Origin of the sequence: Exiguobacterium aurantiacum (assembly GCF_001766415.1) — a bacterium.
In the GTDB taxonomy this organism is placed as follows: Bacteria; Bacillota; Bacilli; order Exiguobacteriales; family Exiguobacteriaceae; genus Exiguobacterium; species Exiguobacterium aurantiacum_A.
Genome location: NZ_MKXO01000001.1, coordinates 965,145 through 989,527, shown reverse-complemented (window position 1 = coordinate 989,527; position 24,383 = coordinate 965,145). Strand labels below are relative to the sequence as shown.

The following is a 24,383-nucleotide window of genomic DNA, read 5'->3' as shown; positions in this document are numbered from 1 at the left end:
CTTTAACTTGAAACGCGCACTACTTCGCAAAATCCAATTCGCCCTCCAGCACTACGGTGGGACGGCGTCATTGAAAGAAATCTACGACTATATCGAAAAGTCGTATTATCAACTCGAGCTCGATCGCTACAAAGATTGGAAGGCTCACGTCAACAAACAGATTCGCGCCCATTCGAGCGATTCAGCCAGCTTCAATGGCAAAGATGACTTGTTTTATGCCACGGGAAATAAAGGCATCTGGGGCCTTCGCCAACCGAATACCTAACCGAAAGCGGAACCATTTCAGTTGGTTCCGCTTTCAAAGTTTACAATACGTCACACCCCCTTGTCACAGAATGTTCAATCCTGTAAACTTCGAAACAGTGTGAAAAAAATGTATAAGGGGTTACTTCATGGAAATCGTTCAGCAATTATCGCAAATGCAATTACTCAACCAATTCTGGTTACTTGTGGCCTTCATCATCCCGATGGTCATTTTATCACGGATGGTCGTGGCCGGTTCACGGTTCTCACCAATCCTCGTCATCGTCATCTTCGGCCTCGGCCTCGGCTTCGCCATGGTCGAGATGGGCATCGCGACACCGGGTCTCCCTGAGTTCCCGCTCGTCGACTTCCTGTCGCGGACGACGATCATCGCGCTCGTTGTCTCATTCTTCGTCGGTGGGCAAGAGCTTCGTAAGATTTTAAGCAAGCAAGCGCTCGATATGAAAGACATCGTCGTCCCATCGAAAGAAGAGATGTTCCTCGGAACAGGACGGACGCAGTTCATCTTCATCGTTCGTTCGTTCTTCTTGCTCGTCGGACTCGAAGGGTTCTTCCGCATGATGATCCAACCGGGAACGGCAGAGGGCATCACGCTCTACTACCCGATCCTCGCGTTGATCGGTCTCGCGGCATCGTTCCTCTTGATCGACCATAAGGCACAGATCGACGACAAGCACGTTTATATGAAGAAGGGCTTGATCGAGACGGCGTTACTGCTCGTCATCTTGTTCATCTCGTACGCAATCGCCATGGCCGTTCAACCGGTCATCGCCTTGCCACAAATCTTCTTTGCGATGCTTTTGTCATCAGCACTCGGTGCCATCTTCCAAAACTGGACGTACGGACCGACCGTCCGCGCGCTCTTGTTCGCCGGTATCCCGGTCGTGTTGGCGGCCAACTTCATGGTCGGTGGTTCGCGGATCGGTGACGCCTTCGCCATTGAAGGCATGAACTCGATTCTCGTCTACGGTTTCTTCGGTCAGTTGTTCTGGATGTTCGGTGGGATCGCGCTCCTCATGTGGTTCGCCCGCACGGGGCACATCCGTAACCTCGCACCAGGTATGGCCGGTTCGCTGTCGCACAGTGGTCTCACAGGTGCATGTACGGCCGGTGACTTCGGTCAAGTGGCGGCAAAACGTGCGCCGATCATGATCAACATCCCGTTCTTCGGTCACATCTTCGTGTTCTCGATCTTGGCAGTCAGTGCCGACAACGGGGCGCTTTGGATCTGGCCGACGGCGATCATCGTCTTGGTCGGTCTCGTCTTGACGGCACTCGCGCTTAAAAACTTGCGCGGTGCGAACGGTGAGGACTTCAAAGAAGTGAAGGCGCTCATGCAGTTCTCGTTCGGTTGGCAGATGATGGCCGTCTTCGGCGGTCTCGTCATCCTCAGCTTCAGCACGATCGCATTCGACTACACGACGATGGCGCAATCGTCAGCCATCTCACACTTTGGCCTCTTCGCAGCGGTCCAAGGTGGCATGTTCGGGACAGAGGCATCGCTTCTCATCCCGCTCATCTTCTCGATGCCGTTCCTCGTGCACCCGATCGTGTTCTTCATGTTCGGGAAAGCACTCGACAACAACGGCGAGATGCCGCGCGTACCCGTTTACGCGATGGCGCTCATCGGTGTCGTCGGCGTATCGTTCGCCATTCTCGGTATATAATAAACAGCCGCTTCTACACATGTAGAAGCGGTTTTTGTATGCCTGCTAGTCGGATAAGGGTTGCCAATGGTCGGGATTATGCTAAAGAGTGTACAGAAAAACGGCCGACACGAGGTCGGCCGTCTGCTGATTAGTTGACTTCCGTCACATGGAGCACCGGTTTCGCCGTCACGTAGTTGGCTACGTTTTGGGCGAAGGCGATCAAGTCCGGGTTTTGGTTGTGCTGCTCGAGAGCGGCTTGGTCGGCCCAGTTCTCGATCATGACGAACCGGTTCTCTGACGTCGTCGACTGATAGAGCTCATAGCCCAGGCAGCCAGCTTCTTGTTTCGACGAGTCGATGAGTTTGTTGATATCGGCTAAGAAGTTTTCGAACTCTGCTTCTTTCACATCAAAAATGGCGTTGACTAAGATCATGTTGAATTCCTCCGATTATTTGAAGTTTGTGATTTTTTCAGCGTCGAGACGGACTGATTTGTAGCCTGTTTCTGCCGCTTTGCCGACCGAGAGGATCATGACCGGCACGTAGCGGTCTTTGTCGAGTCCGAACGCTTCCGCCAATTGGTCTTTCTCAAAGCCGCCGATCGGGTTCGTGTCGTAACCGTGGGCACGGGCGACGAGCATGAACTGCATCGCTGCCAAACTTGAGTCGATTTTGACGATATCGTTCATCTCTGGCTTCGACAAGTTTTTGTAGTAAGGAATAAACATTTCCAACTGTCTGTCACGGACATCTTGTGGCATTTTGCCTTCCGCTACGGCTTGATCGTAGATCTCTTCGCCGAGTTCGTAGCATTCCATGTCACCGAAGATGAGCACCATCGCGGCCGACGTATCGTTTTGAAGCGTATTGAAGCGGATCAACGGTTTCAACGTCTCTTTTGCTTCCGGGCTCTCGACGACGACGAAGCGCCACGGTTGCATGTTGACTGAAGACGGGGCCGTCGTTGCTTCTTGAATCATCTCGAGCATCTCGAGTTGTGGGATCTTGACCGTTTCGTCATAGGCGCGGATCGACTTTCTGTCGAGCATTACGTCCGTTAATGTATTGTTTTCAAATGTAGTTGTCATAGTTAATCTCCTCTTTCTCTGTTCAAATAGTATTTAGCTTTTGTAATAGGGCGGATAGCTGTTGCATCTCCGACTCCGATAATACTTTGGCGATCAAATGGTTCGTCTGATCATGGTTTTGTTCACAGTGCTGCAACTCGCGTGCCGCCGTCTCCGTCAAGCGGACGAACACTTCGCGGTTGTTCGCGACGTTCCGTTCACGTTGGACATGGCCTTTCTCCTCGAGAATCTTCAAGTGACGGGTGATCGCCGCATTGTCGATCTTCATCTCTTGTTGGATCTCGCTTTGCGAGCAGACGCCTTTGTCGTTGACGATCATGAGCATCTCGTAGCGGGTCAGGCTGAAACCTGTCTCACGCTCGAACGATGTCGCGACGCGCTGGTCGGCGAGTTTGATTTGGTATAGCAACCGGCTCATCTCTCGTAGCTCCATTGCGTCCCACCTTTCATATTTGACTCATCAATCATTGATAAGTCAAATGTTAGCAAGTCGACCGCTGTCTGTAAAGCAAGACGACTCGAGAAAAGACACTACCGGATTAGTCAGCAGTGTCTCGCTCGATTTTCGTCCCATCAAATCGGTATTCGCTGATGAACGTCGTCTTGTCAAACCCATACAGGCGGTCGTGGCGGTTCAAGTCGTCAATCGTTTGGAGTGAATTGAACGACGGGTCGCCAGATTGGGGTGTGCGTGACACGTTCAAATAACGCTCGGTGAAGTCGTCATCCTCGTTCGGTGTCCCGTCGAACGAGAAATGGATCGACTTCACATCGTCCTCGAGCAGACGGATGACGTCGAGCACGCGCTGTTTCTGTTCAGCGGTGTCGTTCCATGCTTCGTGCAGCATGACGGAGGCGCCTAAAAACGTCTCTGGATTCAGTTCGAAGATGGACGTCGGTTCAGGCTTTGTCGTCACGTCGCGCATTCGCACCGCGTCTTCCGGTACGTTCGCCCGGACCGTCTCTTCACGTGACAAGACGTTCGCGGTGACGAGTCGGTCGTGTAGCGTCGTCTCGGCTTCTTTCACCCAGTAGGCGGGCATCACATCGTCATGGACCGAGCCGTCCCCATACGTCCGCGCGGAATACGTCCCGCGAAGCGGTGTCGTCTCCAGTTTGAACGTCGCCTTGTATCCAGTCAGTTTCCAGTCCTGTGACACGTCGACATCGACACGCTCCCCGTACGTGTCATAGATGTAGTCTGTATAGCGCTCCGTCGCTTCGCTTCTCCCGTACATCGATCCGGCGACGAGCAAGCCGACTGCGCCAATTAACAACCTTTTCTTCATTTTCTGTTCACCTCTACTACAATGTACCCGAAAAGACCGAATCCCGTCTCGGTCCAAAGTCGTATTCTATTTATTCCCAATTCCCTGTAAACTGAAAATGCCCTCTAAGAACTATTGCTATTACGTGTACTAATACATATAATACACTTATACCACGTTTACAAGAGAGGGTGTGACCCATGTTATATAAGATCGATATGAAAAGTGCGGAACCTTTATATGAACAAATCGTCAATCAGACGAAAGCGCTCGTCATCCGCGGCATCTTACGACCGGGCGACAAAGTCATGTCGGTCCGTGAGCTCGCGACGGACCTCGTCATCAATCCGAACACCGTCAGCAAGGCGTATCAAGAGCTCGAGCGGCTCGGTTTGCTCGAGATGCATCGCGGGCGCGGGACGTTCGTCTCGATGGACTGGGTTGACCAAGACGCGTCACGCGCGCCGGTCGTCGCAGCTATCCAAAAGCTCGCCATCGACTGCCATTACGCAAACGTGTCGCTTAAAGAAGCGATGACGCTATTTGAGACAGAGTATAAGAAAGTAGGGGAGAACCATGCTGACAGTACAGCAACTGAGTAAGAGAATCGACCGCCAAACCGTGCTCGATGCAATCGACTTCTCGGTCAGACCAGGAGAGATCATCGCCCTCGTCGGTCGTAACGGGGCCGGCAAGACGACACTCCTCCGGACGATGGTCGGCATCATCCGACCGGACACCGGGGACGTCCGCTACGGGCCATCGAGCATTTTTGAGAAAGCTGAATTGAAGCGGGACGTCATTTTCGTTCCGGATTCAGCCGACGCGCTCAAACATTACACCGTCAACGAGGCGATGGACTTGTACGCCTCGATCTATCCGTCGTTCGACCGGGCGGCGTTCACCGAGACGCTCACGCGCTACAACATCGGTAATAAAAAGATCCGTCAGTTGTCCAAAGGGCAGAAAGCGATGGTGACGCTGTCGCTCGCCTTCGCCGTCAAAGCGAGCTATTACCTGCTCGATGAACCGACCGATGGACTCGATGTCGTCGCCAAGGCCGACGTCTTGAAACTGATGATCGCCCAAGTCGAGGCACGCAACTGCTCAATCATCGTCTCGAGCCACCAGCTGCACGAGCTCGAGCGGATCGCCGACCGCATCATCATGATCGAGAAGGGACGGGTCAAAGCGATCATGTCGCTTGAAGAGGCTCGTGAGTCGAGCGTCAAGCTGCAAGTCGTCTTCAACGACCAAGTACCGGTCGAACTGCTCGAACGAAAAGATATCGAAATCATCAACGTGACGGGACGCGTCGTCTTGTTCATGGCGAAAGAACGGACGCAAGAGCTCGACACGTTCGTCGACGCCCACGACCCGATGCTCGTCGAAGAGATCCCGATGTCGCTCGAAGACATTTTCCGGGTCCAATTAGGAGGTGAGGCAAGTGTCATTTAACGTGTTGTTGAAAAAAGATTGGAAACAAGTGTCGTTGTTATGGATTTTGCTCGTCTTCCTTGGGATTGTCGCGTACACGCTCCCGGTGTGGACACAAATGCAGTCGTTCGATGAACAAGTTCAGGACATTCAAATGAATCCGGACAAGTATGCCGAGTGGTTTAATGGTGATGCGTCGAACGCATCAGTTGAAGAGTTGTTCAACCCGCAATATAGTTACTGGATTGGCGATTTACAGACACTCATCCCGTATGGTGGAGTCATCTTTCTCTATATCATCTTCGGCTTCTTGATGGCGTCTGTCTTGATTGGCAGTGAACGCAACAGCCAAATGTCTGACTTTGCGATGTCCCTCCCGTTCAACCGGAACCAGTTGTACATATCGAAATGGTTGATTGGGACGAGCGGCATCGTCGTCTCGACACTCCTTGGTGGACCGCTCATGCTTTGGATGATCCATGCGTCACGATATTCGTTCTTAATTGAAGGACATTCGTTGAAAGTCGCAGCGCTCGTCGGTTTTATGCTATTGACCGGAATTGCTGTTTTCTCGTTGGCGTTATGGATGGGTTCGTTTGGCGGGGAGGCAATCTCGCAAGTGCTCTGGTCGGTCGTCGCACTATTGTTCCCTGTCGGCATCTTATTGCTGATTCAAGGATCGGTCATATCGTTCACTCAAAATACAGAGCGCGTATATAGTGTATTCGAACGTGCGATTGAAAGTGTGTTCTTGCGCGTGATTTCACCGCTTGCGAATGTAATTAACGTCGACACGTATAACTTATATACAGACAACAGCGTGTGGCAAGAGTTCCTAGCCGTTGCTCCATTAAGCGTACTTGCTTTTATTGTCCTATCGTTTGGACTCGGACTCCTTACATTCAACCGGGCCCCGCAAGAGAACAACGGCCGCTTCTTCATGTTCTCGAACTGGCTCTGGTTCGTTCACCTGATGATGGTGCTTTGTTTCGCCATGCTTGGTGGGATTATCTTAGCGAATATCGCGTATTCGACGAACAGTATTCTTTACGTCATCGGCTTCTTGATCGGCGGCTTCCTCGCCCACTTGCTCGCCAAACGCCTGCTCTACCGCTTCAACCTGCAACTCAAATCTTAAGGAGGACGTATCATGAAACGGTTCGGTCTGGTGCTCGTCGTATTACTGTTTGTACTTTCTGGGTGTAGTGATCCCTCGAAGCGGCCCCCGAGTGCCTTTCAATACGAGGGCACATACGTCGGCGATATCAACGCCGTCGTCGGGATCGCCAAGACGTTGCCGATGCACGACTGTTATAAGTCGATCGAGCTGCAGACGAAAAAACGTCCCTATGGCTTGACCGTCCGTTATCATGATCCGGAGATTGAGCGCATCGAGCAGGAGCGGCTTGCCATCCGTAACGCGGCGACGTATTTCACGCTCGTACAAAATACGGAGATCGTCCGTTTCGCGTTCCCGAACCGGACGTACGCGTTCTCTCGCCCCGAGATGGAGGCGTGGCTCGGGATCGACTTCTCGACGATCGAGAAAGAAGAAGAGTTGATTGCCCGCTTGGATGAAAAAATTGGGAATGAAGAGCAAACTGAAGCGTACTTCAGACGCGTCTAAAGTGTATGGATTTTTGAATCCATGCACTTTTTTTCGATATTTTCTGAAAATTATCGGGTAAAGGGTAGATGAAAGCGTTTTCTTAGCATTATAATGGAATTAACTGAATGACTATTCATTCTAAGGAGGAGAATCAATGGAAAAACCGTGGTTACAAGATTATCCAGCTGACATGCCTGAAACGATCGACTACGAGGTGAAACCACTCTATGAGGCACTCAGCCGCGCCGCTAAAGATTTCCCGGACCGGACCGCCGTCTCGTTCATCGGCAAGGATTTGACGTTTGCCCAAATCGATGATGCGGCCCACCGTTTGGCGACGATGTTGCAGTCGAGAGGGTTGCAAAAAGGGGACCGGGTCAGCCTGATGCTCCCGAACTGTCCACAGTACGTCATCTCGTTCTACGCCGTCCTGTATGCCGGTGGGACCGTCGTCCAGACGAACCCGCTCTACACCGAGCACGAGCTTGAAAACTTGATCACCGATTCCGGCGCGAAGATCGTCATCACGCTCGATCTCCTCTATCCGAAGTCGCTCCGGGTGAAAGAAAAGACGGACATTCAAACGATCATCACGACGAGTATCGCCGACTACCTGCCGTTCCCGAAAAACAAGCTGTACCCGATCAAAGTGAAACGCGAGAACAATATCGTCATCGATACGACGGGTTCGGTCGCGTTCAAGGACTTCAAAAACTTTGGACCGGTCAAGCCGATCGAGATCGACCCGAAACAAGACGTCGCCGTGCTCCAATACACGGGCGGGACGACCGGGCTGCCGAAAGGGGTCATGCTGACACATTTCAACTTGACGGCGAACGTCGACCAAATTTCGAACTTCTTCTATAAATATAACCGCGGTGATGAGAAGCGCGTCTTGAGCGTCGTCCCGTTCTTCCACGTCTACGGCATGACATGCTGCCTCAACTTCGGTGTGGCGAACGGGTATGAACTCATTCTCGTGCCACGCTTTGACGTCACCGACGTCTTGAAGACGATCAACAAGAAGAAACCACACTTCTTCCCAGGAGCCCCGACGATGTATGTCGGCATCTTGAATGACCCGAAACTGAAAAAGTATGACTTGTCGTCGATCGAGGCATGCATCTCAGGATCGGCACCACTCCCGGTCGAAGTGCAAGAACAGTTCGAGGATGTGACGGGCGGGCGCATCGTCGAAGGATACGGGTTGTCCGAGACGTCACCGGTGACGCATGCCAACTTCTTGTGGGATAAACGCATCGTCGGCTCGATTGGGGTGCCGTTATCCGATACTTCTGCTAAAATTGTAAAAGCAGACGGCGAGACATTGGCCGAAGTCGGTGAGATCGGCGAAGTGTTCCTGAATGGACCGCAAGTCATGAAAGGCTACTGGCAAAAACCAGAAGAGACGGCGGCCGTCTTGAAAGATGGATGGCTCGCGACCGGTGACCTCGGCTATATGGGCGAGGACGGGTTCTTCTATATCGTCGACCGGAAGAAAGACATGATCATCGCCGGCGGCTTCAACGTCTACCCGCGTGAGATCGAAGAAGTGCTGTACGAACATCCGGCCGTCAAGGAAGCGGTCTGTATCGGTGTCCCGGACCCTTACCGCGGTGAGACGGTCAAAGCGTTCATCGTCACGCGGGACGGGGTGAATGTGACCGAAGACGAGCTCGACAAGCATTGCCGTGAGAAGCTCGCGGCGTATAAAGTACCAAAGCTGTATGAATTCCGTGACGAGTTGCCGAAGACGTTCGTTGGTAAGATCCTGCGCCGCGTCCTCGTCGACGAAGAGAAGGCGAAACAAGTGAAACAAAGCAGTTGACACCTCTCTTTGACATGATAGAATAATAAATGAATGAACCATCATTCATTTTTCTGCAGCAATAAGGAGCATGGGTGTCTATGAAAAAGAATGTATCAAAAAGTGACCGCATTATCGATGCGGCAGTGAAAGTGATCGCGGACCATGGTTATCACGGTGCAAAGGTGACAGCCATCGCCAAAGAAGCTGGTGTCGCGGACGGAACGATTTATTTGTACTTCAAAAATAAGGAGCATCTGTTGATCGAACTGTTCCAGACGAAGATGGGCCTGTTCATCGACTACTCGAAGCAACAGATCGAGCAGGAGACGACGGCAGGCGACAAGCTGTACCAGTTGATTGAGTCGCATCTCAAGCAGCTGTCGGTCGACTACGACCTCGCCGTCGTGACGCAAATCGAGCTCAGACAGTCGAACTTGGCGCTCCGCCAAAAGATCAGTGAAGTGTTGAAGCCGTATTTGAACTTGATCGATGCGGTCGTCAAGCACGGCATCGAGACCGGGGAGTTTGACCAGGACCTCGACTACCGGCTGGCGCGACAAATGATTTTCGGCACGATCGATGAAGTGGTCACGAGTTGGATGGCGAGCGGCTTCAAGTACGACTTGATGTCGACGTTACCGAAAGTACACCATATGTTGAAAAAAGGGCTTGCTTAACCGTAAGCCCTCTCGCTAGCTCAAAAAATGAATGGAGATTCATGAATGATGGTGCGAACAACTTAAAGGGGGAACTACGATGAATATTTTTGTGTTGCTAAAACGTACGTTCGATACAGAAGAAGCGATCCAACTTGAGAACGGGGAGATTCAAGAAGACGGTGCCGAATTCATCATCAACCCATATGACGAGTATGCGGTCGAGGAAGCGATCCGCAAGCGTGACGATCTCGGGGGAGAAGTCACGGTCGTGACGGTCGGACCGGACGACGCGGACAAAGAACTACGGACAGCGCTCGCGATGGGTGTGGACAGAGCGGTCCGCATCTCGATCGAGGATGACGTCGAGGACGCGGATCACGTGACGATTTCGAAAGTGCTCGCCGCATATTTGAAAGACCAAGCGCCAGACCTCATCTTCGCCGGTAACGTCGCCATCGACGGCGGTAGCGGACAAGTGGCGCCGCGCGTCGCCGAGCTGCTCGACATGAACTACGTGACGACGATCACGAAGCTCGACATCAACGGCACGACGGCGACGGTCACGCGTGACGTCGAGGGGGACACAGAAGTGATCGAAGTCAACCTGCCGCTCCTCGTGACGGCGCAACAAGGCTTGAACGAACCGCGCTATCCGAGCCTTCCAGGTATCATGAAAGCGAAGAAGAAGCCGCTCGAAGAACTCGATCTCTCAGACATCGACCTCGACGAAGACGAGATCGGCGCGAAGATCGAGACGATCAAACGGTTCTTGCCGGAAGAGAAGAAAGCGGGACGTATTCTTGAAGGGGACACGTCGACACAAGTGAGCGAGCTCGTTCAATTACTTCGCACGGAAGCCAAAGTCATTTAAGGGGGATATCACATATGAAAGCTTTAGTACTCGCAGAAGCGCGCGAAGGCGCGTTACGGAACGTATCATTTGAAGCGATCGCCGCGGCGAAGCAACTGACGGACGACGTGACGGCGGTCGTCATTGGGGATAACGTCAAAGCACTCGCGACTGAACTCGGGGAGCACGGCGCAGCGCGCGTCCTCGTCATCGAAGACGAGCGACTCAAACATTACACGCCGGACGGTTACGGCCAAGTACTCCGCCAAATCATCGACCAAGAAGGACCGGATATGATCGTCCTCGGTCACACCGCACTCGGAAAAGATATCGCACCGAAACTCGCGGCCCGTCTTGACGCCGGCCTCATCAGTGACGTCGTCTCGATCGAAGGCTCGGGACGAGACGCCGAATTCGTCCGTCCGATCTACTCGGGTAAAGCGTTCGAGAAAGTGAAATTCAAAGATTCGGTCATGTTCTTCACGATCCGTCCGAACAACATCGACGCACTTCCGCGTCAAGCGGGGGCGAGCGTGTCGGTCGAGACGCCGCCCGTCGAATTGAAAGATCTCGCCATGATCGTCAAAGAAGTCGTCCGTAAAGCGACCGGTAAAGTCGATCTCGCAGAAGCGAAAGTCATCGTCGCCGGAGGACGTGGCGTCAAGAGCGAGGACGGTTTTAAACCGCTCGAAGAGCTCGCTGAACTGCTCGGCGGCGCGGTCGGTGCTTCACGTGGAGCGTGTGACGCGGACTACTGCGACTATGCACTCCAAATCGGACAGACTGGTAAAGTCGTCACGCCGGACCTTTATATCGCCTGCGGGATCTCCGGGGCAATCCAACACTTGGCCGGGATGAGCAACGCCAAAGTCATCGTCGCCATCAACAAGGACCCGGAAGCGAGCATCTTCAGCGTGGCCGACTACGGCATCGTCGGCGACTTGTTCGACGTCGTGCCGCTCTTGACTGAAGAGTTCCGAAAACACCTCGTCAATAGCTGATGGGCATAACGTTTGGGGAAAGTTACCCTCCGTGGTATACTCTGAACATGAAATGCAAGAGAGTTCTTAATTGAACTGTCTCATCTTACTGGGGAGGTATTTACCAAATGGCTATTAAACACGCAACGACTCAAACGTTCGAACAAGAAGTGAAAGAGGGCGTCGTCCTCGTCGATTTTTGGGCAGCATGGTGTGGACCGTGCCGCATGATCGCACCGGTTCTTGAAGAACTCGATCAAGAGATGGGCGACCAAGTCCAAATCGTTAAACTCGACGTTGACGAGAACCCAGAAGTAGCGGGCGCTTTCCAAATCCAAAGCATCCCGACACTCATGATGTTCAAAGACGGACAACCTGTCTCGAAAACAATGGGCTTCCAACCAAAAGAAGCGCTTAAAGAGTTTATCGCGTCAGCAAAATAATAAACGTACAGCCGATCGGGAGACCGATCGGCTGTTTTTTTATCGTTAATAGTCTCGACAACTGATGAGAATTTTTTACGTTTTTTCGACGTGTTCTTTCATATTTAATAGTTCAAGAATAGTTTGAAGTTGTGAAGAAACAGGGAAGTTTTAATCATGGCTAAGAACGGAAATATTGCGCTATACTCATTTAGAAACGTGATGTAGTCAGATGACCCTACTTTATAGAGGGGCGCTACGTCGTTTGTACGACTCTGTTCGAAGGAGGAATTTTCTTGTCGGTGTTACATTTCGCTATCTTATTGCCGCTCCTCGCGGCACCGTTCATCCCGTTTTTGTTTCGGGCGTTGAAACGGATCCATACGGGCTGGTTCGTACTGGTCGTCCCGGTACTCCTGTTCGTCTACTTCTTCCGCTTCATCGGAATCACGAGTGCGGGAGACGTCGTGAGCGAAACGGTCGAGTGGATGCCGTCGCTCGGGATCAACTTTACCGCTTACGTGGACGGGCTTGGACTACTGTTTGCCCTCCTCATTACAGGGATTGGGGCGCTCGTCGTCCTGTATTCGATTTACTACTTGAACAAAGATAAAGAGTCGCTCGGTCACTTTTATGTGTACTTGCTTCTCTTCATGGGTGCGATGCTCGGTGTCGTCCTCTCGGATAACATGGTCGTCATGTACATGTTCTGGGAACTCACATCGATTTCGTCGTTCCTGTTGATCGGGTATTGGTATGAGAAAGAACGCTCTCGCTATGGGGCCCGCAAGTCGATGCTGATCACCGTGTTCGGTGGTCTGTCGATGCTCGGCGGGATCGTCATTTTGGAGTCGATCGTCGGATCGTTCAGCATCCGCGACATGGTCGCAAATCAGGCGCTTATCGCCGAAAGTCCGTTCTTCGTCGCCGCCATGATTTTGATTTTGCTTGGGGCGTTCACGAAGTCAGCGCAATTCCCATTCCACATCTGGTTGCCGGACGCGATGGAAGCACCGACCCCGGTCAGTGCGTACTTGCACTCGGCGACGATGGTCAAGGCTGGGCTCTACTTGGTCGCCCGGATGAGTCCGGTGTTCCAAGAATCATCGCTCTGGCTATGGATCATCGTCACGGTCGGGACGTTCACGTTGTTCTGGGGAGCTTTCAACGCCGTCAAACAGACGGACTTGAAAGGGATACTCGCATTCTCGACGGTCAGTCAGCTCGGTCTCATCATGTCGCTGCTCGGCCTTGGCGCCGCGGCGCTTCATTACGACGGGATCGACGACAACATCTTCATGGTCGCGACGATCGCGGCCATCTTCCACTTGATCAACCACGCCACGTTCAAAGGGTCGTTGTTCATGATGGTCGGGATCGTCGACCACGAGACGGGAACACGTGACATCCGTAAGCTCGGCGGTCTCATGACCGTCATGCCGATCACGTTCACAATCGCCGTCATCGGCTCGTTGTCGATGGCAGGGTTACCACCATTCAACGGCTTCCTTAGTAAAGAGATGTTCTTGAAGGCGACGACGAAAGTGTTCTCGATGGACTTCTTCGCGCTCGACACGATCGGGATCTTGATCCCTGTCGTCGCGTTCATCGCGAGCGTGTTCACGTTCATCTATAGCTTGATCATCTTTACGCGGACGTTCATGGGCAAAGCCAAGTTCGACGAATTGCCGAAACAGCCGCACGAGGCACCAATCGGGATGCTCATCCCGCCGGCAATTTTAGCCATCCTCGTTGTCGTCCTCGGCTTCATTCCGAACGTGTTGTCGAACTCGCTCATCAAGCCTGCCGTCGAGTCGATCTATCCGACGCTCGTCGCGAGCGGGCAAGAGGTCAAAGTCGACATTTACTTCTGGCACGGACCTACTCCAGAGCTATTCATGACACTCGGGATCATCGCCCTTGGGACGCTCATGTTCTTCATGATCAACAAGTGGATGGGGATCTACAACCGTATCCCGAACCGGTTGACGCTGAATGGCATGTACGACGGGTCGCTCGTCTGGTCGAACAAAGCAGCTTATCGCTTTAAAGACAATTACATGACCGGCTTTATCCGCTCATATTTGATTTACATCTTCGTCTTTATGTCGGGCATGCTCTTGTTCTCGATGTGGTGGTACGATATGTACAACTTCTCGTTCGGAGAAATGGCAGTGATCACCCCTTACGAGTACGTGCTCGGTGCAGTCGTCGTCTTGAGTGCATTCGCGATACTATTTATGCGTTCGCGTTTGCCGGCCATCATTCTACTTGGTGTCGTCGGTTACGGAGTCGCGCTCTTCTTCGTCTTCTTCGAAGCACCGGACCTCGCCTTGACCCAACTCGTCATCGAGACGGTGTCGGTCGCACTTTTCCTGCTCGTGTTCTATCACATGCCGGAAATTAGTAAAAAAGAGGCACGCATGCGCTTCAAAGTCGGGAACGCGCTCGTTTCAATACTAGTTGGGGTCACGGTCATGATGCTCAGCTTCATGACACTTTCAAACAAATCGCTCAGCTCGATCTCGGAGTACTATAAAGAGAACGTCTACGACTTGGCTGCCGGAAAAAACATGGTCAACGTCGTCCTCGTCGACTTCCGTGGTTTTGATACGTTGTTCGAGATCGTCGTCCTTGCGGTCGCTGGTTTCGGGATTTACACGATGATTAAATTTAGAACGACTCAACGCACGAAAGGAGATGGTGAACATGAACACGAAGCGGAAAAGTAAACGCGTCAATGATGTCATTTTACAAACGGCCGCAGTGATCATCTTCTTCATCATCATCATCTTCTCGATTAACTTGTTCTTCTCCGGGCATTATTCGCCGGGTGGCGGGTTTGTGGGCGGGTTGATGACGGCAGCTGCTTTAGTGCTGTTACTGTTAGCGTTCGATTCGAAGACGCTTGCGACCGTCTTGCCATTTGATTATCGGAAAATGACGGCTTTCGGATTGTTTATCGCCATATTGACGGCGCTGCACTCGGTATTATGGGACCGTCCGTTTTTGACGCACGCCTATGACAAGTTCGACTTGCCGTTACTCGGTGAGGAGACGCTGCATACAGCGATTGCGTTCGACCTCGGCGTCTACCTCGTCGTCATCGGTGTGACGATGACGATCATTCAAACGATTGGAGAGAGTGAATAATGGAAATCTTCGTTAGCATCATCATCGGTGCCTTGACGATGTGTGCAGTCTATATGATTCTCTCAAAGAGTTTGTTACGCATCATCATCGGCACGGCACTGTTCAGTCATGCCGCCCATTTGCTCGTCTTAACGATGGCAGGACTGAAAACGGGGGCTGCCCCTGTCCTCATTGACGGTGTGACTGACTACACCGATCCGTTACCACAAGCGCTCGTCTTGACGGCAATCGTCATTAGTTTCGGGGTGACGGCGTTCTTCTTGGTGCTCGCTTATCGTACCTACCAAGAGCTCAACACGGATAATATGGAGGAAATGAAAGGAACGGAATCGAATGATTAACTTACCTGTCTTTCCGATTGTCATCCCGGCGCTTGCGGCGATCATTATGATGTTCTTGCCTAAAAACGTTCGCTTGCAACGCTTCATGGCACTTGGATCTATTTTCGTCACGATGCTCGTGTCACTCTTATTAGTGCACACTGTCTCAAACGAAGGAATTTTGACCCTCAACCTCGGGAATTGGCCGGCGCCGTTCTCAATCACGCTCGTCTCGGACATGTTGTCGGCGCTTCTCGTCACGACGTCGACAATCTTGACGTTCTTTATCGTCTGGTTCGCGATCCATTACTTTTCAACCGCTTACGAAGAGAATTATTTGTACATCGCGATGTTATTCTTGCTCGTCGGTGTCAATGGTGCTTTCACGACGGGGGATATTTTTAACTTGTTCGTTTTCTTCGAAGTGTTCTTGATCTCGTCATACGTCTTGATCGTCCTCGGCGGTAAAGGCGTCCAGTTGCGCGAGTCAATCAAATACTTGCTCGTGAACGTCATCGCGTCAGCGCTGTTCGTCATGGCGGTCGCGCTTCTATACGGTGCCGTTGGGACGCTCAGTCTAGCAGATCTTGCACAGAAGATTCCGCTCGTCGACAATCCGAACGTCATCTCCGTCATCGGCGTCATGTTCATCATCGTCTTCGGGTTGAAGGGTGCGCTCGTGCCGCTTCACTACTGGCTACCGGGTTCATACGTCGTCGCACCGACGCCGATTCTCGCGTTGTTCGGGGCACTTTTGACAAAAGTCGGTGTCTATTCGATTTTGCGGACGTATACGCTGCTGTTTGATGTGAACGGTACGTTCTTACAGACGTTCTTGATTGTGCTCGCAGTATTGACGATCATCATTGGGATGGTCGGGGCAATCGCTTATAACGATGTCAAACTGATCATCATCTACAACATCATGATTGCCGTCGGGGTCATCCTTTACGGAATCGCGATCAACACGCAGACATCGCTTGAAGGCGCGCTCTACTACTTGATCCACGACATGATGATTAAAGCAGTCTTGTTCATGCTTGTCGGCATGATGATCGGCATCACCCGGTCCGGACAGTTGCGTGACATGGGTGGATTGATCACACGCTTCCCGCTGTTCGGGTGGACGTTCTTCATCGCCGCGTTGTCACTCGCCGGCATTCCACCGCTGAGTGGGTTCTTCGGGAAACTGTTGATCGTGCAAGGAGGCGTAGGCGAAGGGGACTTGTTCGGTCCGATCCTCGTCTTGATTTCGAGCCTGTTCGTCTTGTTCTCGGTCATCAAGATTTTCTTGTACGGATTTTGGGGAGAAGAGCGCCGTGTCTATGACGGCCCGCTCGTCCCGTATACGAAACGCTTGCTCGTCCCGGTGTGCTTGTTGCTCACCGTGGCGGTTGCGTATGGTTTTGGAGCCGAGTTGATGCATCCATATATCACTCAGGCAATCGAACCGTTAACGCAACCGGAACTATACATCGATGCCGTGTTAAAGGAGTGACTACAAGATGGCTTATCAAATATTAATTAATTTTTTCTTGGCGTTCATCTGGATGTTCCTCACGGGATCTTTCACGACAAGCGGCTTCCTAGTCGGGTACTTGCTCGGTCTTCTCGTCATCTTTATGATGCGACGGTTTTTCCAAGAATCAGGAACAGGTTTCTACTTCACACGCGTGATCAAGCTGTTCAAATTGCTACTCATCTTTTCGCGAGAGCTCGTCATGGCGAACTTCGAGGTGTTACGTCTCGTCTTGAGCCCGAAATTGAAGATTCAACCGGGTATTTTCCGTTACGAAACGACGCTTAAATCAGGTTGGAAAATCAGCCTGTTATCTATGTTGATCTCGCTCACACCAGGGACGCTCGTCGTTCAAGTCTCGCAAGACAACAAGATCCTCTACATCCATGCGCTCAATATGCCGGATAAAGAGGCGCTCAAGCGTGACATTTATGAAAACTTTGAATCGAGTATTAAGGAGGCGACAGAATGATGCACTGGTTGGACATTTTAATCTACATCTCGCTCGCCATCTTATTGCTCGCCATGTTCTTTATGTTGTATCGGGTCGTTAAAGGACCGACGACGGCTGACCGCGTCATCGCGCTCGATTCGATTGGGATCGCGTTGATCTCGGTCGTCGCGCTATTGTCGATCTTGCTCGATACGACGATGTTCTTCGAGGTCATCCTTTTGCTCAGTATCCTCGCCTTCATCGGTACGGTGGCGTTCTCGAAATTCTTAGAGAGAGGAGAGATCATCCATCATGACCGCGACAACGATCTTTGATATATTGACCGGTGTCTTCACGATCATCGGGGTGTTCTTCACGGTCGTAGCGGCGATTGGTCTCATCCGCCTACCTGACATTTATTCACGGACGCACGCGGCATCGAAATCGGCGACGCTCGGCGTCATGTTCGTCTTGTTCGCAGCCGTGCTCCACGTCTGGGTCGACCAACGCGTCTTCGACGCGCGTCTCTTGCTCGGCTTGTTCTTCGTCTTGTTGACCGCACCGGTCGGCGGACACTTGCTCGCTCGGGCGGCTCACGCTAAAGGCGTCCCGCTCTGGGAGAAGTCGTTACAGGACGCGCTCAAAGAAGATAAGGATAAAGGGATCGAATGACGAAAGGCTCTTCCATACGACATGGAAGAGCCTTTTTTTACATCAAGTGTGTCAAATCAGAGGCGGACGTCGGATAGGCGAACTCTAAGTGCTTAACGTGTTGATGGCTGATATTGTTTTGTATAATAAACGAGAACAAGTTGATGAGCTCGGGCGCGTGTTGCCCGATCAAGTGAGCGCCGATGACGCGGCCGTCTTTGCTGAGTAAGACGCGCGAGAAGGCGGTCGCGTCATTGACCCGTTCATACGTAAGAAAGTGGGATATGTCATTATCCCTGCATTCATAGTCGATCCCGAGCGATTTCGCCTCGTCGACCGTCAGACCGACTTTGGCGATTGGCGGCGTCGTGAACACGACCGTCGGGGCCGGACGCTCCGGCAATGGACGTGTGTTGTTCCGCAACAGGTTAAGGGCGGCGATCCGTCCTTCTTGCCCGGCAAACGGGGTGAGCGCCGGGTTCGGACTTTTGGCGACGTCGCCGGCCGCATAGACGTTCGCGTTCGTCGTCTGTAAATAGTCGTTGACGGTTATCCCGTCCTTGTCCGCCTCGATGCCGGCCGCATCCAACCGTAGCCGCTCGATGCTCGGGATACGACCCGTGGCGTTAAGGACGAGCCCTTCTAGGGTAGAGTCATCTGATAACGTCAAGATGTTCCCGTCGAGCTTGACGGGCTCGAGCCCAAACCGGACGTCGATACCGATGTGGACCGTCTCATCGATGAGCCGCTTCACAATTTTTCGGTCGAATTGTTTAAGCGCCCGCGACCGGATGAGGAGCGTGACAGCGCAGCCGAACCGGCGGAGAATGTGCGCGAACTCGAACGCGATATATCCGGCACCGACGATGGTGATCCGCTCGGGCACGTCCTCGAGGTCGAACACGTCGTCGCTCGTGATGGCGTCTTCACCGCCCGGGATGTTGAGCGGTCGCGGGAGTTGGCCGGTCGCGATCAAAAACTGATGTGCCGAGATCTCATGGCCTTCGATGACGATCGAGTCTTCATCGATAAAGTGGGGCTCGCCCTCGTATAAGTCGATGTCATCTTCTTTCCACTTGTGCATCTTCGTCGTCGGGATGGCGAAGCGGTATTCATCGACACGTCGCTTGAAGGCGTGCCAGTCGAGCGTGATGTCTCCTTTGACGCCGAGCGGTTTCATGCGTTCGACTTTGGCGATGAGTTCCGCCCCTTCCGCGAGCATCTTTTTCGGATCGCACCCGCGTTGCGGGCACGTCCCGCCGAACGTCCAATTCTCGACGATGGCAATCCGTTTACCGGCGTCGCGTAAAACGCTCGCGGCTTGACTCGCTGCCGAACCGCTGCCGATGATGATTACGTCATATCGTTTCATCAAAAACCCTCCCTCTGAGACTACACCAATTTTTTCCCGTCTTGGAGGAAGCTAAACTGAGGTGATAAAATTTGAGTCAAACTGACCACATTAAACATAAATTGGCGCTGCTCCCGGACGAACCGGGCTGTTACTTGCATAAGAACGAGTATGGCGAGATCGTCTACGTCGGGAAAGCGAAAAACTTAAAGAATCGCGTCCGCTCTTATTTTACTGGGGCACACGATATTAAAACGATGCGTCTCGTCGCCGAGATCCGCGACTTCGAATATATCGTCACGGCGAGCGAGCTCGAGGCACTCTTGCTCGAGATGACGCTCATTAAAAAACACGACCCGAAATACAACATCCGGTTGAAAGACGACAAATCGTATCCGTATATTAAAGTCACGAACGAGCCGTACCCGCGGCTGCTCACGACACGTAAGTTGAAACGGGACGGCGGCCATTACTTCGGGCCATACCCGAACGCCTACGCCGCCAACGAGACGAAACGGTTGCTCGACAAGCTGTATCCGCTCCGGAAATGTCAGCCGATGCCACGGAAGCTCTGTCTGTACTACCACATCGGCCAATGTCTCGGTCCTTGTGAACTCGCTGTCGACACCGACGAGCAGAAGTCGATCGTCCAAGAGATCCGCCGTTTCTTGAACGGGGAGACGAGCGAGACGCTCGCCAAGCTCCAAGTCGATATGCACCAGGCGGCCGAGGATATGCAGTTCGAGCGGGCGGCCGAGCTCCGCGATCAGATCCGGGCCGTCGAATCGATCATGAACAAACAGAACATGATCACGGCCGACCCGACGGCGCGCGACGTCTTCGGCTATACGCTCGACCGGGGCTGGATGTGCGTCCAAGTGTTCTATATGCGCGGCGGCAAGATGATCGAACGCGACGTCTCGTTGTTCCCGCTCCACGGGGAACCGTCAGAAGAACTCGAGAGCTTCATCGTCCAGTTCTATGAGCAGAACGTGTTGCCGAAAGAAGTGCTCGTCCCAGAGATCGTCCGTATCGATCTATTGGTTGATGCGCTCGGGACGAAAGTGATGCAACCGAAACGCGGGGCGAAACGACAGTTGCTCGAGCTCGCGACGAAAAACGCGGGCATCGCCTTGAACGAGAAGTTCGAACTGCTCGCGCGTGATGAAGAGCGGACATTGCTCGCGATGCGTGAACTCGGTGAGGCAATCGGTATCCCGAACTTGTCGCGCGTCGACATCATCGATAACGCCAACATCCAAGGGGCTGACGCCGTCTCGGCGCTCGTCGTCTTTGAGGACGGCAAGCCGCTCAAGAAAGAATATCGGAAGTACAAGATCCGGACCGTCCAAGGACCAGACGATTACGAGACGATGCGCGAAGTCGTCCGTCGCCGTTTCCGGCGATTGTTGACCGAGGAGAAACGTCTGCCGGATCTTCTATTGATCGATGGGGGACTCGGCCAGTTGAACGCCGCCCTTGACGTGTTGCAGAATGAGTTCGGCCTCGATTTGCCGGTCGGATCGCTGAAGAAGGATGACCGCCACCGGACGAGCCAGCTTCTGTTCGGTGAAGGCGGCGGTGTCGTCGAATTGAATTCGCGGTCAAGCGCGTTCTATCTGTTGCAACGGATGCAAGACGAGGTTCACCGTTTCGCCATCACGTTCCACCGCAGCTTGCGGACGAAGAAGATGACGCAGTCGGTGCTCGACGATATCCCGGGTGTCGGACCGAAGCGGCGTCAGCAACTGATCCGTCATTTCGGGTCGATGAAACAGATCCGCCTCGCCTCGCTCGAACAGTTGAAAGAAGCGGGGCTACCTGAGAAGCTCGCCGAGATCGTGCTCGAGCATGTGCATGAGAAGACAGATGAATGAGAAAGAGCCGATGCGGTCGTCGCATCGGCTCTTCGTCATTCGTACGTATCTTTTTGGTCTAATTGGACGGTGATGTGGACGGCCTGACGCCCCGGGTCGGCATAGCCTTCAGCGACGCATTGGAAACGACCGGCAATCTGTTCGGCCAAAAACCCAGCCTCGAGTTGGTAATATCCGTTCGCTTTCGCTTGGGTCGCAGGCGGCGGAGTGAGTTCGAACACGAACTTGCTCTCTTTTTCTTTCACGAGCGTCAACTGCCCCCAACCGGCTTCCGAAAAGAACGCAGTCAGTTCTTCATTCGGCATCGTCGGGAATTTGCGGGCGACCCGTTTCCCGGACCAATAGATGACTTGGGCGTAATCGTCCCCAAGCAAATCTGTCAACACATAGTCGCGAAGCAGTTCGATCGCGAAAGTGGGTTGGCTCATCGTTTCCATTTTATTCCATCACTCCAATCTCTCTATACCATTATAACGACCAATTTGGATTTGGTCACCGGGTATTTTCTAAAAGAATGTGGGACAAATCGGCTAGGTTATCTTGTCATACAAATTTCACAAGAGTAGAATAGGAGACAGAAAGCTATATTTACATTTGAAAACGCTTTTATTTACAAAACGAGCCAAGGGCTCGTGAAAAGGGGGAACTAGAATGGCAGCGCGTCGTGACTATTTCAGTCGTAAAGTCCATTCGCTACTTGGGGTCATTCCAATCGGTCTGTTTTTGATCGTCCATTTGTCGGTCAACTACTATATCGTCGATGGGGTGGAATCGTTCAACAAGGCAGCAAAATTCATGGAGAGCTTACCGTACTTGTACTTCCTTGAAGTGACAATCATTGCTTTGCCGATGATTTTCCATGGTGTGTACGGCGTGTATTACGCCTTCCTCGGTTCGGTCAACACGAACCGATACTCGTACGCGCGGAACTGGATGTACATGATCCAACGCTTCACGGGCGTATTCCTCGTCATCTTCATCGCGTGGCACGTTTGGGAAACGCGCTTGGCGAAGTTGCGTGGCGTCGAGGTCAATGCGGAGATGATGCAAAACATCGTCGACAATCCGCTCATGCTCATCTTCTACATAGTCGGGATCCTCTCGGCTACGTTCCACTTCGCGAACGGTCTCTGGTCGTTTGCCATCACGTGGGGAATCACACAGTCGCCGCGTTCACAACACTTCATGAGCTACGTCTCTGGAGCCGTGTTCTTGGCACTATCTTTTGTCGGCATCCGTTCAATCTTGACGTTCGCGGGCATCTTGTAATAGGGGGAAATGTATATGGCAAATCAAAGTTTGATCGTCATCGGTGGCGGTCTAGCTGGACTCATGGCGACAATCAAGTCGGCAGAGATGGGTGTTCCGGTTAAACTATTCTCGCTTGTACCGGTCAAGCGTTCACATTCAGTTTGTGCTCAGGGCGGCATCAACGGAGCCGTCAACACGAAAGGGGAAGGGGACTCTACTTGGCAACACTTCGATGACACGGTTTACGGCGGGGACTTCCTTGCCAACCAACAGCCAGTCCAAAAGATGGCGGAAGCGGCACCGAAGATCATCCACATGTTCGACCGGATGGGCGTCATGTTCAACCGGACTCCGGAAGGTCTGCTCGACTTCCGCCGCTTCGGGGGCACGCTCTATCATCGGACGGCTTACGCCGGCGCGACGACAGGGCAACAGCTCTTGTACGCGCTAGACGAACAAGTCCGTCGCTTCGAGGCGCAAGGTCTCGTCGAGAAGTATGAGGGCTGGGAGTTTCTCCGTGCCATCGTCGACGAAACGGGTATTTGCCGCGGTGCGGTCTGTCAGGATTTACGCTCGATGGAAATTAAAGCGTTTCCATCGGATGCGGTCATCCTCGCGACAGGCGGCCCAGGTGTCATCTTCGGCAAATCGACGAACTCGGTCATCAACACAGGGCAAGCGGCCGGTGCGGTTTACCGCCAAGGTGCCGTCTACGCCAACGGGGAGTTCATCCAAATCCACCCGACGGCGATCCCAGGGGACGACAAGCTTCGGCTCATGAGTGAGTCGGCGCGTGGAGAAGGTGGACGTGTTTGGACATACAAAGACGGAAAACCTTGGTACTTCCTTGAAGAGAAGTATCCGGACTACGGAAACCTCGTACCGCGTGATATCGCGACACGTGAGATTTTCGAAGTCTGCGTCAACCAAAAGCTCGGCGTCAACGGCGAGAACATGGTCTATCTCGATTTGTCGCATAAAGATTCGAAAGAACTCGACATCAAGCTCGGCGGTATTCTTGAAATTTATGAGAAGTTCGTCGGCGACGATCCGCGTAAAGTACCGATGAAGATCTTCCCGGCCGTTCACTACTCGATGGGCGGACTATGGGTCGACTACGATCAAATGACGAACATCCCAGGGCTGTTCGCAGCCGGCGAGTGTGACTATTCGATGCACGGGGCGAACCGTCTCGGCGCGAACTCACTCTTGTCTGCCGTTTACGGCGGGATGGAGGCCGGTCCTGCGGCGGTCAACTATATGCGCGGTCTCGACCAAGCGACCGAGAGCGTGCCAGAAGCGCTCTTCAACTTCAACGAACGTGAAGAGATCGAGCGGTTCAATGACATTCTCGCGATGGAAGGTACGGAGAACGCCTACCAGATTCACCGGGAACTCGGCGAACTCATGACCGACAACGTCACGGTCGTTCGTTACAACGATAAGCTCGAAGCGACAGACTTGAAGCTACGCGAGCTACGTGAACGCTTCAACAACATCTCAGCGACCGATACGGCGCGCTGGAGCAACCAAGGTGCCTCGTTCATCCGTCAACTCGACCACATGCTCGACCTCGCGCGCGTCATCACGCTCGGCGCCCTTAAACGCGACGAGAGCCGTGGCGCTCATTACAAACCGGACTTCCCGGAACGGAATGACGAGTTGTTCATGAAGACGACGATGGCACGTTACAACGAAGGGGAAGTCGATATCTCGTTTGAAGAGATCGACGTTTCGTTAATCCCGCCACGTAAACGGGATTACTCGAAGAAAGGGGCGAAGACGAAATGACG

Annotated in this window: 27 protein-coding genes; 21 read left to right on the top strand and 6 right to left on the bottom strand. The window is 52.8% G+C overall.

Going from position 1 to position 24,383, the window contains the following annotated elements; translation table 11 throughout:
- Positions 1 to 7: 7 nt before the first annotated feature.
- Positions 8 to 265 carry a hypothetical protein gene (locus BJU60_RS05035; RefSeq protein ID WP_070327754.1) on the top strand — a complete coding sequence of 86 codons (258 nt, stop codon included), beginning with the start codon at positions 8 to 10 and terminating at the stop codon, positions 263 to 265.
- 127 nt (positions 266 to 392) lie between these two features.
- A complete protein-coding gene (locus tag BJU60_RS05030) occupies positions 393 to 1,931 on the top strand; it encodes a hypothetical protein (protein ID WP_070327753.1) in 1,539 nt (512 codons plus the stop codon).
- 130 nt (positions 1,932 to 2,061) lie between these two features.
- Here BJU60_RS05030 and BJU60_RS05025 read toward each other — a convergent pair whose 3' ends face one another.
- The 4 genes from BJU60_RS05025 to BJU60_RS05010 form a co-directional block, all read right to left on the bottom strand.
- A complete protein-coding gene (locus BJU60_RS05025; RefSeq protein WP_070327752.1) occupies positions 2,062 to 2,346 on the bottom strand; it encodes a putative quinol monooxygenase in 285 nt (94 codons plus the stop codon).
- A 15-nt stretch (positions 2,347 to 2,361) separates the two neighbouring features.
- Complete coding sequence (locus tag BJU60_RS05020) at positions 2,362 to 3,000, bottom strand: nitroreductase family protein (RefSeq protein ID WP_070327751.1); 639 nt, start codon at positions 2,998 to 3,000, stop codon at positions 2,362 to 2,364.
- A 22-nt stretch (positions 3,001 to 3,022) separates the two neighbouring features.
- Positions 3,023 to 3,433, bottom strand: coding sequence for a MarR family winged helix-turn-helix transcriptional regulator (locus BJU60_RS05015; RefSeq protein ID WP_070327750.1), 411 nt, complete (start codon positions 3,431 to 3,433; stop codon positions 3,023 to 3,025).
- A gap of 106 nt (positions 3,434 to 3,539) precedes the next feature.
- On the bottom strand, positions 3,540 to 4,289 hold the full coding sequence (locus tag BJU60_RS05010; protein ID WP_070327749.1) for a hypothetical protein: 750 nt from the start codon (positions 4,287 to 4,289) through the stop codon (positions 3,540 to 3,542).
- A 179-nt stretch (positions 4,290 to 4,468) separates the two neighbouring features.
- Here BJU60_RS05010 and BJU60_RS05005 point away from each other — a divergent pair, with 179 nt between their 5' ends.
- From BJU60_RS05005 to mnhG, 16 genes are all read left to right on the top strand, one after another.
- Complete coding sequence (locus BJU60_RS05005; protein WP_016510027.1) at positions 4,469 to 4,870, top strand: GntR family transcriptional regulator; 402 nt, start codon at positions 4,469 to 4,471, stop codon at positions 4,868 to 4,870.
- Positions 4,845 to 5,726, top strand: a complete 882-nt coding sequence (locus tag BJU60_RS05000) for an ABC transporter ATP-binding protein (protein ID WP_070327748.1) — start codon at positions 4,845 to 4,847, stop codon at positions 5,724 to 5,726. Before BJU60_RS05005 ends, BJU60_RS05000 begins: the two co-directional genes overlap by 26 nt.
- A complete protein-coding gene (locus tag BJU60_RS04995) occupies positions 5,716 to 6,843 on the top strand; it encodes an ABC transporter permease subunit (protein WP_070327747.1) in 1,128 nt (375 codons plus the stop codon). Before BJU60_RS05000 ends, BJU60_RS04995 begins: the two co-directional genes overlap by 11 nt.
- A gap of 12 nt (positions 6,844 to 6,855) precedes the next feature.
- Positions 6,856 to 7,332: a DUF4825 domain-containing protein gene (locus tag BJU60_RS04990; RefSeq protein WP_070327746.1), complete on the top strand. Its 477-nt coding sequence runs from the start codon at positions 6,856 to 6,858 to the stop codon at positions 7,330 to 7,332.
- A gap of 136 nt (positions 7,333 to 7,468) precedes the next feature.
- Positions 7,469 to 9,142, top strand: coding sequence for an AMP-binding protein (locus tag BJU60_RS04985; RefSeq protein WP_070327745.1), 1,674 nt, complete (start codon positions 7,469 to 7,471; stop codon positions 9,140 to 9,142).
- Between the two features lie 80 nt (positions 9,143 to 9,222).
- Complete coding sequence (locus BJU60_RS04980) at positions 9,223 to 9,801, top strand: TetR/AcrR family transcriptional regulator (RefSeq protein WP_070327744.1); 579 nt, start codon at positions 9,223 to 9,225, stop codon at positions 9,799 to 9,801.
- Between the two features lie 79 nt (positions 9,802 to 9,880).
- Positions 9,881 to 10,654 (top strand): electron transfer flavoprotein subunit beta/FixA family protein, encoded by a 774-nt coding sequence (locus BJU60_RS04975; RefSeq protein ID WP_070327743.1) that lies wholly within the window; start codon positions 9,881 to 9,883, stop codon positions 10,652 to 10,654.
- A 14-nt stretch (positions 10,655 to 10,668) separates the two neighbouring features.
- Positions 10,669 to 11,634: an electron transfer flavoprotein subunit alpha/FixB family protein gene (locus BJU60_RS04970; RefSeq protein ID WP_070327742.1), complete on the top strand. Its 966-nt coding sequence runs from the start codon at positions 10,669 to 10,671 to the stop codon at positions 11,632 to 11,634.
- Between the two features lie 107 nt (positions 11,635 to 11,741).
- The gene (trxA, locus tag BJU60_RS04965; RefSeq protein ID WP_070327741.1) at positions 11,742 to 12,056 is read left to right on the top strand and encodes a thioredoxin; all 315 of its coding nucleotides are present in this window, start codon (positions 11,742 to 11,744) and stop codon (positions 12,054 to 12,056) included.
- Between the two features lie 275 nt (positions 12,057 to 12,331).
- Positions 12,332 to 14,767: a Na+/H+ antiporter subunit A gene (locus BJU60_RS04960; protein WP_070327740.1), complete on the top strand. Its 2,436-nt coding sequence runs from the start codon at positions 12,332 to 12,334 to the stop codon at positions 14,765 to 14,767.
- The gene (locus BJU60_RS04955) at positions 14,736 to 15,188 is read left to right on the top strand and encodes a Na(+)/H(+) antiporter subunit B (RefSeq protein ID WP_083273987.1); all 453 of its coding nucleotides are present in this window, start codon (positions 14,736 to 14,738) and stop codon (positions 15,186 to 15,188) included. Before BJU60_RS04960 ends, BJU60_RS04955 begins: the two co-directional genes overlap by 32 nt.
- Complete coding sequence (locus BJU60_RS04950; protein ID WP_016510019.1) at positions 15,188 to 15,529, top strand: Na(+)/H(+) antiporter subunit C; 342 nt, start codon at positions 15,188 to 15,190, stop codon at positions 15,527 to 15,529. Before BJU60_RS04955 ends, BJU60_RS04950 begins: the two co-directional genes overlap by 1 nt.
- Positions 15,522 to 17,006: a Na+/H+ antiporter subunit D gene (locus BJU60_RS04945; protein WP_070327738.1), complete on the top strand. Its 1,485-nt coding sequence runs from the start codon at positions 15,522 to 15,524 to the stop codon at positions 17,004 to 17,006. The genes BJU60_RS04950 and BJU60_RS04945 overlap by 8 nt, the downstream gene beginning before the upstream one ends.
- Before the next feature lie 7 nt (positions 17,007 to 17,013).
- Positions 17,014 to 17,499, top strand: coding sequence for a Na+/H+ antiporter subunit E (locus BJU60_RS04940; RefSeq protein ID WP_016510024.1), 486 nt, complete (start codon positions 17,014 to 17,016; stop codon positions 17,497 to 17,499).
- Positions 17,496 to 17,795 (top strand): Na(+)/H(+) antiporter subunit F1, encoded by a 300-nt coding sequence (locus BJU60_RS04935; protein ID WP_016510029.1) that lies wholly within the window; start codon positions 17,496 to 17,498, stop codon positions 17,793 to 17,795. Before BJU60_RS04940 ends, BJU60_RS04935 begins: the two co-directional genes overlap by 4 nt.
- A complete protein-coding gene (gene mnhG / locus BJU60_RS04930; protein WP_070327737.1) occupies positions 17,773 to 18,132 on the top strand; it encodes a monovalent cation/H(+) antiporter subunit G in 360 nt (119 codons plus the stop codon). The genes BJU60_RS04935 and mnhG overlap by 23 nt, the downstream gene beginning before the upstream one ends.
- Before the next feature lie 37 nt (positions 18,133 to 18,169).
- On the opposite strand, the gene BJU60_RS04925 is transcribed toward mnhG, so the two are convergent.
- The gene (locus BJU60_RS04925; RefSeq protein WP_070327736.1) at positions 18,170 to 19,483 is read right to left on the bottom strand and encodes a dihydrolipoyl dehydrogenase family protein; all 1,314 of its coding nucleotides are present in this window, start codon (positions 19,481 to 19,483) and stop codon (positions 18,170 to 18,172) included.
- Positions 19,484 to 19,554: 71 nt separating this feature from the next.
- Between BJU60_RS04925 and uvrC the strand changes: the two genes are divergently transcribed.
- Positions 19,555 to 21,339: an excinuclease ABC subunit UvrC gene (gene uvrC / locus BJU60_RS04920; RefSeq protein ID WP_070327735.1), complete on the top strand. Its 1,785-nt coding sequence runs from the start codon at positions 19,555 to 19,557 to the stop codon at positions 21,337 to 21,339.
- A 35-nt stretch (positions 21,340 to 21,374) separates the two neighbouring features.
- Here uvrC and BJU60_RS04915 read toward each other — a convergent pair whose 3' ends face one another.
- Positions 21,375 to 21,767 (bottom strand): YslB family protein, encoded by a 393-nt coding sequence (locus BJU60_RS04915; RefSeq protein ID WP_254281642.1) that lies wholly within the window; start codon positions 21,765 to 21,767, stop codon positions 21,375 to 21,377.
- 223 nt (positions 21,768 to 21,990) lie between these two features.
- On the opposite strand from BJU60_RS04915, the gene BJU60_RS04910 reads away from it, so the two are divergent.
- Positions 21,991 to 22,608, top strand: coding sequence for a succinate dehydrogenase cytochrome b558 subunit (locus BJU60_RS04910; RefSeq protein WP_070327733.1), 618 nt, complete (start codon positions 21,991 to 21,993; stop codon positions 22,606 to 22,608).
- A 15-nt stretch (positions 22,609 to 22,623) separates the two neighbouring features.
- Positions 22,624 to 24,381, top strand: coding sequence for a succinate dehydrogenase flavoprotein subunit (sdhA, locus tag BJU60_RS04905; protein WP_070327732.1), 1,758 nt, complete (start codon positions 22,624 to 22,626; stop codon positions 24,379 to 24,381).
- Positions 24,382 to 24,383: the final 2 nt, after the last annotated feature.